13 protein-coding genes and 2 pseudogenes are annotated in these 16,599 nt (G+C 67.9%); 6 read left to right on the forward strand and 9 right to left on the reverse strand.

All coding sequences use genetic code 11. The features are described 5' to 3' along the window. Window positions 1-578: MFS transporter (locus AC1DHD_RS10960; RefSeq protein ID WP_476879745.1), on the forward strand; the 578-nt coding region annotated here is incomplete at its 5' end. An 81-nt stretch (window positions 579-659) separates the two neighbouring features. Here AC1DHD_RS10960 and AC1DHD_RS10965 read toward each other — a convergent pair. The 3 genes from AC1DHD_RS10965 to AC1DHD_RS10975 form a co-directional block, all read right to left on the reverse strand. Beyond that, a complete protein-coding gene (locus AC1DHD_RS10965) occupies window positions 660-1,886 on the reverse strand; it encodes an MFS transporter (protein ID WP_476879746.1) in 1,227 nt (408 codons plus the stop codon). A gap of 76 nt (window positions 1,887-1,962) precedes the next feature. After that, entirely contained in the window at window positions 1,963-2,436 is a 474-nt protein-coding gene (locus AC1DHD_RS10970; protein ID WP_476879747.1) for a MarR family winged helix-turn-helix transcriptional regulator, read from the reverse strand. Window positions 2,437-2,513: 77 nt separating this feature from the next. After that, window positions 2,514-3,035 carry an N-acetyltransferase family protein gene (locus AC1DHD_RS10975; RefSeq protein ID WP_476879748.1) on the reverse strand — a complete coding sequence of 174 codons (522 nt, stop codon included), beginning with the start codon at window positions 3,033-3,035 and terminating at the stop codon, window positions 2,514-2,516. A gap of 128 nt (window positions 3,036-3,163) precedes the next feature. Here AC1DHD_RS10975 and cycA point away from each other — a divergent pair, with 128 nt between their 5' ends. Beyond that, the gene (gene cycA / locus AC1DHD_RS10980; RefSeq protein ID WP_476879749.1) at window positions 3,164-4,630 is read left to right on the forward strand and encodes a D-serine/D-alanine/glycine transporter; all 1,467 of its coding nucleotides are present in this window, start codon (window positions 3,164-3,166) and stop codon (window positions 4,628-4,630) included. Window positions 4,631-4,737: 107 nt separating this feature from the next. Here the strand turns inward: cycA and AC1DHD_RS10985 are convergent, their stop codons facing one another. The 3 genes from AC1DHD_RS10985 to AC1DHD_RS10995 are packed head-to-tail and all read right to left on the reverse strand — an operon-like array spanning window position 4,738 to window position 8,642. Continuing rightward, window positions 4,738-5,886: a mannitol-1-phosphate 5-dehydrogenase gene (locus AC1DHD_RS10985; RefSeq protein ID WP_476879750.1), complete on the reverse strand. Its 1,149-nt coding sequence runs from the start codon at window positions 5,884-5,886 to the stop codon at window positions 4,738-4,740. Then, complete coding sequence (locus AC1DHD_RS10990) at window positions 5,886-7,853, reverse strand: PTS mannitol transporter subunit IICBA (RefSeq protein ID WP_476879751.1); 1,968 nt, start codon at window positions 7,851-7,853, stop codon at window positions 5,886-5,888. The genes AC1DHD_RS10985 and AC1DHD_RS10990 overlap by 1 nt, the downstream gene beginning before the upstream one ends. 60 nt (window positions 7,854-7,913) lie before the next feature. Then, on the reverse strand, window positions 7,914-8,642 hold the full coding sequence (locus AC1DHD_RS10995) for a TetR/AcrR family transcriptional regulator (protein WP_476879752.1): 729 nt from the start codon (window positions 8,640-8,642) through the stop codon (window positions 7,914-7,916). Between the two features lie 176 nt (window positions 8,643-8,818). On the opposite strand from AC1DHD_RS10995, the pseudogene AC1DHD_RS11000 reads away from it, so the two are divergent. The 3 genes and pseudogenes from AC1DHD_RS11000 (at window position 8,819) to AC1DHD_RS11010 (ending at window position 11,077) form a co-directional block, all read left to right on the forward strand. After that, window positions 8,819-10,233 (forward strand): annotated as a pseudogene (locus tag AC1DHD_RS11000) (putative PEP-binding protein). A gap of 41 nt (window positions 10,234-10,274) precedes the next feature. Next, window positions 10,275-10,733 (forward strand): helix-turn-helix domain-containing protein, encoded by a 459-nt coding sequence (locus AC1DHD_RS11005; RefSeq protein WP_476879753.1) that lies wholly within the window; start codon window positions 10,275-10,277, stop codon window positions 10,731-10,733. Between the two features lie 77 nt (window positions 10,734-10,810). Beyond that, window positions 10,811-11,077 carry a hypothetical protein gene (locus AC1DHD_RS11010; protein WP_476879754.1) on the forward strand — a complete coding sequence of 89 codons (267 nt, stop codon included), beginning with the start codon at window positions 10,811-10,813 and terminating at the stop codon, window positions 11,075-11,077. A gap of 27 nt (window positions 11,078-11,104) precedes the next feature. Here AC1DHD_RS11010 and AC1DHD_RS11015 read toward each other — a convergent pair whose 3' ends face one another. Then, the gene (locus AC1DHD_RS11015; protein ID WP_476879755.1) at window positions 11,105-12,325 is read right to left on the reverse strand and encodes a PucR family transcriptional regulator; all 1,221 of its coding nucleotides are present in this window, start codon (window positions 12,323-12,325) and stop codon (window positions 11,105-11,107) included. A 245-nt stretch (window positions 12,326-12,570) separates the two neighbouring features. On the opposite strand from AC1DHD_RS11015, the gene ald reads away from it, so the two are divergent. Further along, window positions 12,571-13,689 (forward strand): alanine dehydrogenase, encoded by a 1,119-nt coding sequence (gene ald, locus AC1DHD_RS11020; protein WP_476879756.1) that lies wholly within the window; start codon window positions 12,571-12,573, stop codon window positions 13,687-13,689. Between the two features lie 148 nt (window positions 13,690-13,837). On the opposite strand, the pseudogene AC1DHD_RS11025 reads toward ald, so the two are convergent. Further along, window positions 13,838-14,917, reverse strand: a pseudogene (locus tag AC1DHD_RS11025) (Gfo/Idh/MocA family protein). Between the two features lie 153 nt (window positions 14,918-15,070). Then, a partial coding sequence (locus tag AC1DHD_RS11030; protein WP_476879757.1) for an ABC transporter family substrate-binding protein occupies window positions 15,071-16,599 on the reverse strand: 1,529 nt, incomplete at its 5' end.

The following is a 16,599-nucleotide window of genomic DNA, read 5'->3' on the forward strand; positions in this document are numbered from 1 at the left end:
ACTCCACGACGCTCTGGAAGGCCGTGGGCTTCCAGGAGAAGGACTCCCTCACCATCTCCGTGGCCACGGCCATCACCAACATCCTGGTGACCCTGGTGGCCATCGCGCTGGTGGACCGGATCGGCCGCCGTCCCATCCTGCTGGCAGGTTCCATCGGGATGGCCGCCTCCCTGGCGACCATGGCTGTGGCCTTCGGTTCGGCCACCGGCTCCGGCGAGGCGATCACCCTGCCCGGCGCCTGGGGTCCGGCAGCCCTGGTGGCAGCCAACGTCTTCGTCATCAGCTTTGGCGCCTCGTGGGGTCCGCTGGTGTGGGTGCTGCTGGGTGAAATCTTCCCGTCCCGCATCCGTGCCCGCGCCCTGGGCCTGGCCGCGGCCGCCCAGTGGATCGCCAACTTCGCGATCACGCTGAGCTTCCCGGTGATGGCGGCGGCGTCGCTGCCCCTGACCTACRCCATGTACGCCCTGTTCGCGGCGGCGTCGTTCTTCTTTGTGATGTTCAAGGTGCCCGAAACCAACGGCATGTCCCTGGAGCACGCAGAGACGCTGTTCGTCCCGAAGGGCTCCGCCAAGAAGTAGCGGCAACCGTTCGAACAGCAGACGAGGCCCATGTTCCACGGAACATGGGCCTCATCTGTTGTTAATGCAGGGACCGTACCCCTAGACCAGGTGCGGCTCGTGTGAGCTGAGGTACCGGCGGCCGCCGAGGACCACCGCGATCGCCAGCGCCATGGCGCCGGCCGCCGCGAAGAACGGAACCTGGGGCCCGAAGTGCTCACCCAACTGCGCCGCGGCGAACGGCGCCAGCGCACCGCCCATCCAGCGCACGAAGTTGTATCCGGCGGAGGCCACCGGCCGCGGTGAATCCGAGACACCCATGGCAAGTTCGGTGTAGATCGTGTTGTTGATTCCCAGCAGGGCACCCGAGACCACCACCAGGACGACGACGGCGGGGACGGAGTGTCCGGCGGCCAGGCCGAGGCCGGCCAGGTCCAGGAGGAGCAGCGCCAGCGTGCCGCTCAGCACCCGCACGGCGCCGAAGCGCCGCTGCAGCGCGGGGGCGACGAATACCGAGAAGACGGCGACAGCGACGCCCCAGCCGAAGAACACCCCGCCGATCCCGTAGGCATCCATCCCCAGGATGAAGGGCGTGAAGGCGAGGATGGTGAAGAAGCCGTAGTTGTAGAACAGGCCGCTGGCCGCCGTCGTCCGCAGTCCCTTGTGGCCCAGGGCCAGCAGCGGGTCCCGGAGCCGGACCTTYCGYKCCGGCAGCGGGGTCTTGGGMAGSAGSGCRATSAGGGCGATGAAKGCSGASGCCATSAGCASKGCGGTGCCGAAGAACGGGGCACGCCACTGCCAGCCGCCCAGCAGGGCCCCCAGCAGCGGACCGAGCGAAATGCCCAGGCCCAGGGCAGCCTCGTAGAGGATGATCGCGGTTCCGGCCCCGCCGCTGGCGACGCCGACGATCACGGCAAGGGCGGTGGCGACGAACAGGGCGTTGCCGAGCCCCCAGCCGGCCCGGAAGCCCACCAGTTCCGTAACGCTGCCGGACATCCCGGAGAGGGAGGCGAACACCACGATGATCGCGAGACCGGCCAGCAGCGTCCGTTTGCCGCCGATCCGGGAGGAGACAAACCCGGTGATCAGCATGGCGATGGCCGTGACCAGGAAGTAGCTGGTGAACAGCAGGGATACCTGGCTGGGGGTGGCATCAAGGTTCTTGGCGATGGCGGGCAGGATGGGGTCCACCAGTCCGATGCCCATAAAAGCGAAGACTGCGGCCAGGGCGGTGGCCCAGACAGCTTTGGGCTGCTTGAGTAGTGAAGCCTTTTCGGCCTCGAGGGTTGATGTTGCTTCCGGCGCGGGGGCCGTGAGCTGGCCGTCCATGGAGGGCGCTCCTCAGGTGTTGTGGTTTGTTCTATTCGTTGGTTCCAGCGGCTGGCTTTCCCGAAGGGAGCGGCCGTCAGGGCTGGAGGGTCTCGTTGATCCTGCCGATGACCGGGATGGCGGCCGCGAGGGCCCGCCGGTCCGCGTCAGTGAGTGAGCCGAGGATCTCCGCCATGACCGTGTTGCGGCGGTGGTTGGCCGATTCGACGGCGGCGTGCCCCTCGGGGGTGAGCCTGACCCGGACGGCCCGGGAGTCCTCGGGATCCGCCTCCCGCCGGACCAGTCCGGCGCGTTCGAGCTTGATGATCTGCTCGGTGGCGCTGGGGACCTTGACGCCCAGGTTGCGGGCAATTTCACCCACCCGCGCACCCGCGGCGCCGGCGCTGTCGCCGGAGTCGTCCACGAGCATCTTCAGTGTGCTGAGCTGGGCGGCGCTGAGCTCGCCATCGGCGTCCAGCCGGCGGACCAGGTAGATGCTGTGGCGGAGGGCCTCGCGGAAATCCCCGGCGAGGGCAAGCAGGCCGGCGTCCGGCAGCGGGTTCTCACTCATAGTTAGGTAGCCTAACAGTTAGGGTGCCTAAGAGTCAATGGGCGGGACGTAGGGGCGCGGCGAAGGGCCGAGCAGGTTCAGAGCTGGAGCTTCATGCCTTCATGGCTGGCCGCGAAGCCCAGCCGTTCGTAGAAGCGGTGCGCGGCCGTCCGGGACTTATCGGTGGTCAGCTGGACGAGCGAACAGCCCCGGCGCCGCGATTCCTCAAGTGCCCAGCCGACCATCGCCGCCCCGACGCCCTGGCCCCGCAACTCGGGGGCCACCCGGACCGCCTCGAGCTGCGCGCGCCACGAGCCGCGCCGTGACAGGCCCGGCAGGAAGCTGAGCTGGAACGTGGCCACAAGCCGGGAGGGGGCGCCCTGCTCCGGGGCGAGTTCCCCGACCAGCAGCAGGTGGGCGGGGTCCGCGTCGATCGCCTCGAAGGCGGCCTCGTAGGGCGCCGGATCCGAGGTTTCCTCCCGTACGGCCCCCAGCCGGTCGTCGGCGAGCAGCCGGAGAATGGCGGGCAGGTCCGCGCGGGCAGCGGGGCGCAGGCTGAACGTCCCGCCGTCGACGCCGAATGTTAGCAGGGGGGCCGGGCCGGCTGAAGTCGAAGTCACGTGCCCAGCCTGCCATGACGCCGGAGCGGCCGCCGGCAACGCGCCACGATTTCTAAGCCTGTACTTTAGAGAGGCTGATTTGTAACCGCCGTCACCCAATGCGGCGGACCACACTAAGGATTGTTGACATGTCCGAACAGACAACCGCGGAGCAGAGAACTGCCTCCAGCCGGGACACCGAGCCCCACCTTGCACGCTCGCTGAGCAACCGGCACATCCAGCTCCTGGCCATCGGCGGCGCCATCGGCACCGGCCTCTTTATGGGCTCCGGCAAGACCATCTCCGTCGCCGGGCCGTCCGTGATCTTCGTGTACATGATCATCGGCTTCATGCTGTTCTTCGTGATGCGCGCCATGGGCCAGCTGCTGCTCTCCAACCTGAACTACAAGTCCTTCAGCGACTTCGCAGGCGACCTGCTGGGACCCTGGGCCGGCTTCTTCACCGGCTGGACGTACTGGTTCTGCTGGGTGGTCACGGGGGTGGCCGACGTCATCGCGATCGCCGGTTACGCCGAGGAACTCTGGCCGGGCATCCAGCTCTGGATCCCGGGACTGGCCACCATCATCGTCCTGCTCCTGCTGAACCTGCCGACCGTCAAGGCCTTCGGCGAGACCGAATTCTGGTTCGCCCTGATCAAGATCGTGGCCATCGTGGCGCTGATCGTGGTGGGCCTGGTGATGATCTTCACCGGCTTCCAGTCCAACGCCGGCACCGCCAGCTTCAGCAACCTGTGGAACCACGGCGGCTTCTTCCCCAAGGAGTTCATGGGCTTCGTGGCCGGCTTCCAGATCGCTGTGTTCGCGTTCGTAGGGATCGAGCTGGTGGGCACCGCCGCGGCCGAAACCAAGAACCCGGAAGACAACCTGCCCCGGGCCATCAACGCCATCCCGCTGCGCGTCATGCTGTTCTACGTCGGCGCCCTCATCATCCTGATGTCCGTCACCCCGTGGACCGGCTTCAAGGCCGGGCAGAGCCCGTTCATCGCCATGTTCTCCCTCGCCGGGCTCGGCATGGCCGCCACCGTGGTGAACCTGGTGGTGCTGACCTCCGCAATGTCCTCGGCCAACTCCGGCATCTACTCGACGTCCCGGATGGTCTATGGCCTGGCCAACGACGGCGACGCACCCAAGCTTTTCGGCCGCCTTTCCACCCGCAAGGTCCCGCAGAACGCCCTGTTCCTTTCCTGCGTGCTGCTGCTCGCAGGCGTCGCCCTGCTCTACGCGGGCAAGGACGTGGGCGTGGCCTTCGACATGGTCACCACAGTCTCCGCGGTCTGCTTTATGTTCGTCTGGAGCATCATCCTGGCCAGCTACCTCGTGTTCCGGAAACGCCGCCCCGGGCTGCACGCCGCCTCGACGTTCAAGATGCCCGGCGGCATCCCCATGGTGTGGGTGGTGTTCGCGTTCTTCGCGTTCCTGGTCTGGGCGCTGACCACGCAGGCCGACACCCTGGCGGCCCTCCTGGTCACCCCGGTCTGGTTCGTGGTCCTGGGCGCGGCCTACGCCGTCGTCCGGCGCTCCCCTCTGCACCAGGCGCGGGTGGCCGAGTGGAAGGCCATGGCCGCCGCCGAAACGGCCGCCGCCGGCCGGGCCTGACGCCCGCCGCACGCACGACACCGGCCGACACAACAAACCCTCCCCTACCGTCAGGTGGGGGAGGGTTTGTTGTTCTGGTGCAGCAGGTGCGGCCGGGGAGGTTGCCGCTAGACGGCGGCCTGGGCCTCCTCGACGAGGGCACGGACGGCCGGGAACAGCGGGTGCTCGGCGGCCAGGCCCGTGATCTTGGTGGTGGCGTCCTCCGGGGCGGAGGAGTTCAGGATCTGCGCCAGCTCAACGGCCTCCGCATCGGCGGGATCGTTGAACCGCAGCGCGGCGGCAATCGCGCCGAGCAGCGCCTCGGGGACGATTCCGCGTTCGGCAAGCTCCGCCGCGGGGCCGATGAAGCGCTCGTGCCGGCTGAGCTTGCGCAGCGGCGCACGCCCTACCCGGTTCACGGTGTCCGGGAGGTGCGGGTTGGAGAAGCGGCCGAGGATCTTCTGGACGTAGGCCTCCTGCTCCTCGCGGTTGAACCCGTGCTTGGACACCAGGAGTTCCTTGGTCTCGTCCAGTACGGCGCGCACGTCCGCGGCAACGTCCTGGTCGGCCATGGCCTCGGAGATCTTGCCCAGTCCCGCCTCGAACCCGAAGTAGGCGGCCGAGGCGTGCCCGGTGTTGACCGTAAAGAGCTTCCGTTCGATGTACGGCGCGAGGTCTTCCACGAAGGTCGCCCCCGGGATGACCGGCTCCTTGCCCGCGAACGGCGTCCGGTCGATCACCCACTCGTAGAACGTCTCCACCGTGACGTCCAGGCCCTGGCCGGGCTCCTGGTTGGGCACAATCCGGTCCACCGCCGTGTTCGCGAACACGGCGGCCCCGTCCAGGGAGCCGGCGGCCGGATCCCACTGGGCGGCGATTTCGGTCTTCAGCAGGTCCGTCGCGTTGATGGCGTTCTCGCAGGCCATCACCTGGAGCGGCGCCAGCCCGGCCGCCCGGGCCGCAATCCCCCGGGCGATCACCGGCGCCACGAACTTCAGGATGTGCGGGCCCACCGCGGTGGTGACGATGTCCGCCGTCGCGATTTCAGCCACGACGTCGGCCTCCTGTGTACCGGAATTCAGCGCGCGGAAGTTGTCCACGGTCCGCTCGGCGGGACTGTCCCCCACCTCGTGGACCTGGTAGCTGTCCGCCGCGGCGAGCTGGGTGATCAGGGCGTCCGCGACGTCGGCGAACACCACCTCATACCCGGCCTCGTGCAGCAGCAGCCCTACGAATCCGCGGCCGATGTTTCCGGCTCCGAAATGAACAGCCTTCACTAGGAATTGACCTTTCCGAACAGGTCGAGCACTTCGTCGACGGTGGTGGCCGCCTCCAGCTGCGCGACCTGTGCCTTGTTGGTGAAGACCTTGGCGATCGAGGAGAGGATCTGGAGGTGCTCGTTGTTGATGCCGGCGACGCCGACSACGAACTTGACCTCYTTGCCGTTCMAGTCRATGCCGTTCGGGTAGCGGATSACCGAKACCGCGGACTTCATGATGTGGTCCTTGGCGGCGTTGGTGCCGTGCGGGATCGCGAGGTAGCTGCCCATGTAGGTCGAGACGGATTCCTCGCGCTCGTGCATGGCGGCCAGGTAGCCGGTGTCGACGGCTCCGCGGTCCAGCAGCAGCCGTCCCGCCTCGTCGATCGCGGCGTCCCGGGTGGTCGCCGTGCCGCTGAGGACCACGCTTTCGGCCACCAGGATGTCGGACGGCGCGGCGCCGGTGACGGCCTCGGGAGCCGCAGGGGCCGCAGCCGTACCAGCCCCCGTACCCTCGCCCACGCCGGACGCGTCGGCCGGCGCGTTGCTGCTCTTGACCAGTTCCACGATCTCGTCGTATTTCGGCGAGTTCATGAAGTTGTCCACGGAGACGTGCACGGCGCTGGACGTCGCGGGCTTGGCCCGCTCGGTCAGGTCCTGGTGGGTGATGACGACGTCGTACGTGTCGCTGAGGTTCGCGATTGCGGAGTTGGTGACCTTCACGTCCGGGTAGCCGGCCGCCTTGATCTTGTTCCGCAGCACCGAGGCGCCCATGGCGCTGGAGCCCATGCCGGCGTCGCACGCGAACACGATGTTCTTGACCGGCCCGGCCAGCACCGCGACGCCACCCGCACCGGCACCCGCCAGGGCGGAGGACACGGAGCTCTTTTTGCCCTTCATGCTTTCCATCCGGGTGGTGGCTGCGCCGAGGTCGTCCTCGGCCGGGGCCTTGCTGGTCTTCAGGATCACCGAGGCGATCAGGAAGGACACGGTGGCGGCCAGGAGCACGGACAGGGCCACGCCCAGGAGGCTGTCCGCCGGGGTCGCGGCGAACACGGCGAGGATGCTGCCCGGGGCGGCCGGGGAACGCAGGCCGGCGCCGGTCAGGACGAGGGTGAAGATACCGGTCATACCGCCGCCGATGGCGGCGAGGATGATGATCGGCTTCATCAGGACGAACGGGAAGTAGATCTCGTGGATGCCGCCGACGAACTGGATCAGGGCCGCACCGGGGGCGGATGCCTTGGCCATGCCCTTGCCAAAGACCATGTAGGCGAGCAGGATGCCCAGGCCCGGGCCGGGATTGGCTTCCAGCAGGAAGAGGATGGACTTGCCCTGGGCGAGCGCCTGTTCAGTGCCCAGCGGGGTCAGGATGCCGTGGTTGACGGCGTTGTTCAGGAACAGGACCTTCGCGGGTTCGATGAAGATGCTGGTGAACGGCAGCAGGCCGTTGTGGACCAGGAATTCGACGACGGCGCTGGCGCCGTTGCTGAAGGCCTTCACTACCGGGCCGATCACCAGCATGCCGAAGATGGCCATGATGGCGGCCACGATGCCGGCGGTGAAGTTATCGATCAGCATTTCGAAGCCGGGCTTGACCTTGTTCTCCCAGAGGCTTTCGATCTTCTTCATGATCCAGGCCGTGAGCGGGCCCATGATCATGGCGCCGATGAACATCGGAATGTCCGTGCCGACGATCACGCCCATGGTGGCGGCCGCGCCGACCACACCGCCGCGGACGCCGTAGACCATCCGGCCGCCGGTGTAGCCGATGAGGAGCGGCAGCAGGTAGGTGATCATCGGGCCCACCAGTTTGGCGAGCTCGGTGTTCGGGGTGAAGCCCGCCGGGATGAAGAAGGCGGTAATGATGCCCCAGGCGATAAAGGCACCGATGTTGGGCATGATCATTCCGGACAGGAAAGTGCCAAATTTCTGCACACCTACCCGCATGCTGGTCCGGGGTGTCGCAACTGTCTCTGTTGCCATGTGATTTCCTAACCGTGATTCCTGCTGCACCGCAGGATTGTCCGATATTTTTTCGACGAGCTAGCTGGTGGCGCTGGTGGAGATCCGGTGGAGYCATTCGAGAAAGAGCTTGAGTTCGGAGCTGGAGAGCTGGTCCGAGTGCGAGGCCTGCAGCGCCGCATTCAGGGCGATGGCCGCCACCACCACCGGGGACTTGCCGGGGTCTTCGGGACCGGCGGCCCGCGCCTCCTCCGTGGAAACGGCGAAGATCATCGCATCGCGGGTCATGCTGGAGAGTTCGAGGTTCCGGTCCGGCGCCTTTTCCGTGATCAGCATGAGCGTCACGCCGACGTTGGCTGCCAGGATGCTGCGGGCGGCCTCCCGGGGCGGGACGTTGAGCTGACCGGCGACGGCGGCCTTGTTCAGCATCTCCTCCATCAGCGCCTCGGCGTCGGCGACGACGGCGGGGCGGCTTTCAGGACGGATATTGCCGAACATCACGAGGTACAGTTCCGGCTGCTTGAGCCCGAACTGGACGTGCTGGTCCCACATTCGCCGGATGTCCACGAGCGGCTGGCCGGACGGGGCAAAATCGCGTTCGCCGGCAACATATTCCTCAAAACCGGCGGCGACGACGGCGTCGAACAGTCCCTCTTTGTCACCGAAGTGGTGATAGAGCGTGGGTGCGGTGACCCCGGCCAGCTGCGTGATCTGGCGGGTCGAGACCGCCGCTCCCCCGGACTTGGCCAGCAATCCGGCAGCTGCACGCAGCAACCGGGTTTTGGGCGGTAGCTGGCCATCGATACTCATAACCGCTACCCTAGCACCTATAGCAACGCTATATGAAGTGCATCACATACACTTTTTTCAGGTACCGCAATTAGCCGGTTGACGTAGTGGCCAGCCGCAGGAAATCTAGGATCTAGCGGTTCAGTGGCGGCACCTGGACTGACTTACTGGCTCACGGCAGAGAATGAGGACTTTCAGTGCAGAACTTCCAAGGAGTAGGCGTCAGCCCCGGCCGGATCATCGGCACCATCCGCCAGATGCCGAAACCGGTCAGCGAACCGCCGGCCGGCGAACAGCTCCCTGAGGGCGTCTCGGCGGAGGACGCGACGGCGGCACTGAAAGCCGCAGCGAAAACTGTGCACGACGAGCTCAAGGCCCGGTCCGAGACGGTCAGCGGGGACGGCAAGGCGGTGCTGGAGGCACGGCAACGCTCGACCCCGCGAAGGTATTAGCCCTGCTCACCGCCGGCGGCGGCCCGCAGTCCCACACCGCCATCATCGCCCGCTCGCTGGGCCTGCCCGCCGTCGTCGCCGCGGCCGGCGTGGACACCGTTCCGGACGGCACGGAGGTCTACGTCGACGGCGCCGCCGGCACCGTCACCGCAGAGCCGGACGACTCCCAGCGCGCCGCGGCCGAACAGTGGGCCGCCACCGCCTCCCTGCTCGAGGAATTTGACGGTACCGGCACGACGGCGGACGGCCACCTTGTGCCGCTGCTGGCCAACGTCGGCGGAGCCAAGGATGCCGTGGCCGCGGCCGGACTCAACGCCCAGGGTGTGGGGCTGTTCCGGACCGAATTCTGCTTCCTCGAACGGGACACCGAACCCTCCGTCGAGGAACAGGCCGCAGCCTACAAGGGTGTCTTCGACGCCTTCCCCGGCAAGAAGGTGGTGCTCCGCACCCTCGACGCCGGCGCGGACAAGCCCCTCCCGTTCCTCACCGACGCCACCGAGCCCAACCCTGCACTGGGCGTCCGCGGCTACCGGACCGATTTCACCACTCCCGGCGTCCTGGAGCGCCAGCTGCAGGCCATCGCCCGCGCCCAGCAGGAGTCCGACGCGGACGTCTGGGTGATGGCCCCGATGATTTCCACCGCGGAGGAAGCCGCACGCTTCGCCTCGATGTGCGCCGACGCCGGGATTCAGACCCCCGGCGTGATGGTGGAGGTGCCCTCCGCGGCCCTGACGGCGGAGGCCATCCTGCGGGAAGTGGGTTTCGCGAGCCTGGGCACCAACGACCTCACCCAGTACGCCATGGCCGCGGACCGGCAGCTCGGCCCGCTCGCCGGGCTGAACACCCCGTGGCAGCCTGCCGTGCTTCGCCTGGTGGGCCTCACGGTCGAAGGCTCCGCTGCGGAAGGCCACAGCAAGCCGGTCGGCGTGTGCGGTGAGGCTGCGGCGGACCCTGCCCTCGCCGTCGTACTGACCGGACTGGGGGTCACCACCCTGTCCATGACCGCGCGGTCTATCGCCGCCGTCGCCGCCGTACTCAAGACGGTCAGCCTCGCCGAGGCGCAGGAGCTGGCCAAACTGGCCCTCTCCGCGCCCAGCGCCGCGGACGCCCGCTCCTGGGTGCGGGCCAAGCTGCCCGTCCTGGAGGAACTGGGCCTGTAACCGGAGCCGTTGCCGCGACCCGGGGCGCTAGGATGCAGTCCATGACACTGATTGCTCCCCGGGTGACGGCCGGCCTGCCGGCTGACGACGCACACAAGCTCCAGTACGCGCTCAGCGGCAGCAACGACGTCACAGTGTTCGTCGATGGCACCGTCCACCGCCTGCCGCCGGCCGCGCGGGACGCCGTCGTTGACCTGCTGGGCCGCTTCAGCCGGGGTGAGTCGGTCACCGTCAGCAGCGTTGAGGAGATGCTGACCACCTCCAAGGCCGCCGAGTTGGCCGGGATCTCGCACACCTACCTGCGCAACATGACCGACCGGGGCGAGATCCCGGTGGAGTACCGCGGCACGCACCGGCGCATCCGGCTGGCCGACATCATGGCGTGGCTCGAGACCCAGAAGAAGAAAACCGCCGCGGAGAATGCAGCTGCGAACGCAGCGCCGGCGTCCGGCGGCGGCGAGCCCGCCGACGGCAGAGACGGCGCCACCGCCGATGCCTAGCGGCGGCGTGATAAGGATCAAACAACGATCCCGGCCGGGCGCGGAAACGCGGCGGAGGCCGGGGTTACGCTTGAATTGTGGATAAGTTCAGAGGGTGGCACATCCTGGCCGGCATCGCCGCCATGGTGCTCACCGGCATCCTCGGAACCGTCATGGGGCTGAACAACACCGCAGCCTTTATGTCCTCCTGCGTGGCGTTCGTGGCCGTCGCCCTGTGGACCGAGAGCCGGCTCTCCCGGCGCAAGCGGGACGCGGCGGGAAACCCTGGCGGGGACCGTGGCCTCGAACCGGGCCGGGAGCCGGACCGCGCACCCGACCGCGCACTCCGCGACGAACAGCAGTAGCCCCACCGGACCGGGTCCCCGGCCGAACTAGATCCTCGGCCGGGCCGCCCAGCGCCGCGCCTTCAGCGCCGCGTGCAGTTCCAGCCGCACCATTCCCTTGAGCGGGTCGACACCGAGCAGCTGGCGGATCCTGGCCAGCCGGTTGTAGATACTGCTCCGGTGCAGGTGCAGTTTGGCCGCCACCTCCTGGACCGACCCGTCGTTGTCATAGAACAGCTCCAGTACCGGCAGCAGCTCCCCGTTCCGGTCATGGTCCTCCAGCATCCGGAAATACACCGATCCCGCATCCGCCCACGCGCCGGCGCCCCCACCGGCGGAGGCCAGCAGCTGGTAGGGCCCCGTGGCTCGGCAGTCCACCAGTTCGCCCAGCTGCGGATCCACGGCCGCGGCCTGCGCGGCCTGCCGGGACTGCCGGTACGCTTCGGCCAGTTCCCGGGGCCGGGAGAAGCCCTCCGACGTGCCGAGAATGATCCGGCGGACGGGGCGTCCTGCCCGTTTGGCCAGTTCCAGCTGGTAGTGGACCAGCACCTGCGCGTGGTCGGCCCGGCCCGTGGATTCCTTGAACAGCACCACGGCGTGCGTCTCTGTGCCGGCGCTGAACAACGCGGCATCCACGCCGATGGTGGCCTGCAGCGCGGAGGACCGGTGGATCAGCGTCGCCGCGATCGGGTCCGACCCCTCGGCCCAGCCGTCGGCATCCAGGACGGTGACCAGCTGCCACGGCCCGCGGCCCTGCACTTCCTTCCAGCCCCCGACGGCCGCGACGGCGTTGGCCTCGCCCCGGCAGGCAGCCAGGAACTCCTGTTCGCGCCGGCGGCGGAATTCGGATTCGGCGGTGTTGGAGTCCAGCAGCAGGGCCGAGAGCTGTTCGAGCTCCTGCGCGGCCTCGGGGAGGCGGGCGAGCACGGAGCCGGCGGTGGGTTCTTCGGCGTCGAGCTGGACCCAGAGGTACCCCACCCGGAAGCCGCGGACCAACAGCGGGACGCAGACGCGGCCGAGCATTCCCAGCTCGGCGTTGGCGGGGACCACCACCGGCCGCACCGCCGTCGCGATCCCGTGGGAGAGCTGCCAGGCGCTGACGTCGGCGGCCACGCGCTTGCTGAGCAGGAAGTTCACCCGGACCCGGTCGGCGTGGGACTGGTTGGAGCTGTAGGCAAGGAGGACGCCGTCGAGGTCTTCGAGAGAGAGCCCGCGGCCCAGCCTGAGGGCCACGCGCTCGACGAGCTGCTCCACGTCCTGCTGCTGCATGCTGCCACACTACTGCCCCGCGGGGCGCGGCCGCGAGCGGAACCCCGACGGACAGCAGGCGACACCTGACGCTCCGGTGCTCGACAAATGTCGAACCATGATTTCGCTGGACCCCGGAAACACGGGGGCTGGGCCGGCGGCGGCCTCTCGGGTCCTGTCGCCTGCCTCACAGCCGGATCTATTCTGGAATCACGACTTCCCCCGCACACCAGGCCCAAATCGGCCGCCATCCCTGGAGCTGAAAAATGATCATCGGTGTCCCCAAAGAGATCAAGAACAACGAATTCCGCGTCGCCATCACCGCTGCCGGCGTGCACGAATTCCGCCACCACGGCCACACTGTCCTGGTGGAGCGCGGCGCAGGCCTGGGCTCCGGCATCACCGACGAGGAATACGCCATCGCAGGCGCCGAGATCGTCGCCGAAGCGGATGACGTGTGGTCCCGCGCGGACATGGTCATGAAGGTCAAGGAGCCGGTGAAGGCCGAGTACCACCGCTTCCGCAAGGGCCTGATCCTCTTCACCTACCTGCACCTGGCCGCCGAGCCGGAACTGACGCAGGAACTCATCAATTCCGGCGTCACCGCCATCGCCTACGAGACCGTCCAGGAAGGCCGTGCGCTGCCGCTGCTGGCCCCGATGTCCGAGGTGGCCGGCCGCCTCTCCGTCCAGGTCGGCGCCACCTCGCTGATGGCTCCCGCCGGTGGCAAGGGTGTGCTGCTGGGCGGCGTCCCGGGCGTCCGTCCGGCCAAGGTGGTTGTGCTGGGCGCCGGTGTGGCCGGCACCAACGCCGCCGCCATGGCCCTGGGCCTCGGTGCCGACGTCACCATCCTGGACATCAACATCAACCGCCTCCGCGAACTCGACGCCCAGTACCAGGGCCGCCTGAAGACCGTGGCCTCCAACGCCTACGAGATCGAAAAGTCGGTCGTGGACGCCGACCTCGTCATCGGCTCCGTGCTGATCCCCGGCGCCAAGGCACCGAAGCTGGTCACCAACGAGCTCGTGTCCCGCATGAAGCCGGGCTCCGTGCTGGTCGACATCGCCGTGGACCAGGGTGGCTGCTTCGAGGACACCCACCCCACCACGCACCAGGAACCGACGTACAAGGTCCACAACACGATCTTCTACTGCGTGGCCAACATGCCGGGTGCCGTCCCGAACACCTCCACGTACGCCCTGACCAACGTGACCCTGCGCTACGCGGTGGCGCTGGCCAACCTGGGCGTCAAGGCCGCGTTCGAACGCGACGCCGCCCTGGCCGCGGGCCTGAACATCGCCGCCGGCCAGGTGGCGCACCGCTCCGTCTCCGAGGCGCACAACCTGCCCCTCGTCGCCGACTGGCACGCCCTGGTCTCCGCATAAGGATCAGTCAGCCGTTTGAACGGCAGTCATCCAACGCGTGCTGCTCCCCGCCGCTCCCCTCGCCTCGCAAGCTCGGCCAGGGAACCCGAACGGCGTGGGCCCACTTCGTCGCTTTGACGCACGCTTTCTGGATGGCTGCCGTTCAACGTTAAGCCCTCTGCGTCGCCAGTTCCCGTGCCTGCTCGATCAGCCGGAGGACCTCCAGCGGTCCCGCGGGATCCACCGGGAGCGGAAGCGGGGAGCCTGCCCCGCCGTCGTTGATCTTCTCCGCCAGGATCCGGTAGAACTCCGGGTACGCGCCCCGTTCGGTGGGCAGCCGGTCCAGGTGGCCGTCACGGCCCAGCAGCCCCGCCCAGGCGCTGTCCTCCACCCCGTAGCCGGCATCGAGCGGGCTGCCGCCGGCCAGGATGTACGGCTCCTGCGGGTCGATGCCGTGCTTGGTGAAGCCGCCGTCCGCGCCCAGCAGCCGGTACCGCGGACCCTGCTGGGCGCACATCAGGTTCATCCACAGGTGGCTCACCACCCCGCTGTGGTGCCGCAGCGCGATGAACACGTCGTCGTCGGCCCGCTCCCCCGGCCGGCGGGCAGCCAGCTCCGCGTGGGTCACTGTGGCGGGGCCGAACAGCTGCAGCGCCTGGTCCATCAGGTGGGTGCCCAGATCAAACAGCACCCCGCCCCCGTCGTTGGCGGTGGCTGCGGCCTTCCAGGCCTTCGTCACGTCCGGCGCCCAGCGTTCAAAGCGTGATTCGAACCGCGTCACCGGGCCCAGGGCGCCGCTGTCCAGCAGGGCCTTGACCGTCAGGAAGTCCCCGTCCCAGCGCCTGTTCTGGAAGACCGTGAGCACCCTGCCGCGCTGCGCGGCGAGCTCCATGAGCTCCCGGCCCTCGGCGCTGCGGACCGCGAACGGCTTATCAACGACGACGTCGAGGCCCGCCTCGAGCGCGGCCTTGGCCAGCGGGTAGTGCGTGGCCGGCGGGGTTCCCAGCACCAGCAGGTCCAGCCCGTCGGCGCGCTCAAGGATTCCGGCCGGGGTGTCAACGATCCCGGCGGCCGGCTACGCCGCGGCCGCCGCGGCCTTCCTGCCGGCGTCGGACGTGGAAATCAGGTCCAGGGAGTAGGCGGGGTTGGCAGCGATGAACGGCGCGTGGAACACGCTGCCGGACAGGCCGAAGCCGGCGATGGCGGTGCGGATCGGGGCGGTGCCGGGGGTGGCGGAAGCGGAAGTCATGGCACCCACGCTACCCCCGGCGCCGGCGGCCGCGGAGTCGCCGGCGGCGTGACCAAGGCCGGCGGCTCAACGGCGGAGGCCGGCACCTCCCGGACAGGATCCAGGGGGTGCCGGCCTCGACGGGCGGCCGCTAGGGCCGAACCAGGCTGGGGCTTACTTCTGCCAGCCGACGACGCTCCAGTCCGGGGTCTGGAACAGCGACGCGCCGTAGTTGGCAAGGCCGGTGCGGGCGAAGTAGATCTGCGGGCCGTTCATAATGACGCCCATGGAGAAGTACTTCTCCATGTGCTTCTTCTCAACGTCCATGGCCGCCTTGTTGCGCTGGGCATCGTCCTGGATGGAGGCGAGGTCCTTGATGGCCTTGTCCAGTTCGGCGTCGCCGAGCTGGTTTTCGTTGGTCTTGGAATCGTAGAACTGCTTGACGCCGGAGGTGGCGTCAGAACCGACGGTGTAGCCGCTGATGGTCAGCTGGAAGTCGCGGCTGCCCACGACCTTGCCGAAGTCGGCGTCGCCGCGCTGGTCGATGCCGATCTCCATGCCGGCAGCCTGGAGCTGCTTCTGCAGGGTCTGCACGGTGGCCAGGGAGGTGGGATCGTCACCGAAGTTGGTGATCTTGAAGGAGACGACCTTGCCGCCCTTTTCCATGACGCCCTTGGCGTTGGGGGCGTAACCGGCGTCCGTCAGGACCTTCTTGGCAGCGTCCGCGCCGATATCCTTGACCGGGTAGTTGTCCTGGTAGTACTTGGAGAACGGCATCAGCATCATGGATCCCGAGCTCTCCTCCTGCCAGTTCAGGCCGCCGAAGCGCACGGCGCGGATGGCCGGACGGTCCACTGCGGTGAAGATCGCCTTGCGGACGGCGACGTCGGTCAGCGGAGCCTTCAGGGCGTTGAGGTTCAGGCCGCCGGCGAAGAGACGCTGACCGCGGCGGACCTCGGAGTTTTTGGAGCCCTCAAGCTGCTTGTACTTGGTGAGGGTACGGCCGTCGGCCATATCGATTTCACCGTTCTTGAAGGCGGCGATCTCGGCGCTGGCCTCAAGCTGGCGGAAGACCACCTTGTCGAGGACCGGCTTTTCGCCCCACCACTTGTCGTTCGGGACCATGGTGACGGTCTTGGCGGCGGAGTCGAACTTGTCCACCTTGAACGGGCCTGCCATCCACTCGGGGTGCAGCTGGCCGGAGAAGCCGGTGTTGAAGATTTCCGGGGTGTTGACGGTCTGCGGGATGAAACCGCCGAAGATGTCACTCAGCGGGTAGACCGGCTGGGTGGTGGTGACAACGACTTCCTTGTCGCTGCTGCCGGCCTTGACGGAGTCGATGAACTCGTAGGCGCCGGACGAGACGATGTCGATGTCCTTGTTCTTGCCGTTGAGCATCTTCCAGGTGTTCACGAAGGTGGCGGCGTTGATGGGGGTGCCATCGTTGTACATCGCCTTCGGGTTGATCTTGATGGTGATGGTCTGCTTGCCATCCTTGACTTCGCTCTTGAAGTCCTCGCAGAAGTTCTTGTTCAGGTTGGCGGTGCCGTCGAAGTCGAGCTTCCAGCAGCCAACGTAGCCGGCCTCATCGATCGGGTAGTGCAGCTCGGTGTTGTCTGCCGAGTTGCCCGCGTTGGAGAAGCCGTTGAAGTCCGGGCCGATGTTACCGACCGGCAGCGTCACGGTGCCGCCCTGCTTCAGCT

The organism is Arthrobacter sp. 05L45_2 (genome assembly GCF_056397525.1).

What these genes read in the sequence shown, in the direction of transcription:
- AC1DHD_RS11005 (WP_476879753.1), top strand. Translation starts at nt 10,275, where the DNA reads ATGACACTGATTGCTCCCCGGGTGACGGCCGGCCTGCCGGCTGACGAC.
- AC1DHD_RS10970 (WP_476879747.1), bottom strand. Translation starts at nt 2,436, where the DNA reads ATGAGTGAGAACCCGCTGCCGGACGCCGGCCTGCTTGCCCTCGCCGGG.
- ald (WP_476879756.1), top strand. Translation starts at nt 12,571, where the DNA reads ATGATCATCGGTGTCCCCAAAGAGATCAAGAACAACGAATTCCGCGTC.
- AC1DHD_RS11015 (WP_476879755.1), bottom strand. Translation starts at nt 12,325, where the DNA reads ATGCAGCAGCAGGACGTGGAGCAGCTCGTCGAGCGCGTGGCCCTCAGG.
- cycA (WP_476879749.1), top strand. Translation starts at nt 3,164, where the DNA reads ATGTCCGAACAGACAACCGCGGAGCAGAGAACTGCCTCCAGCCGGGAC.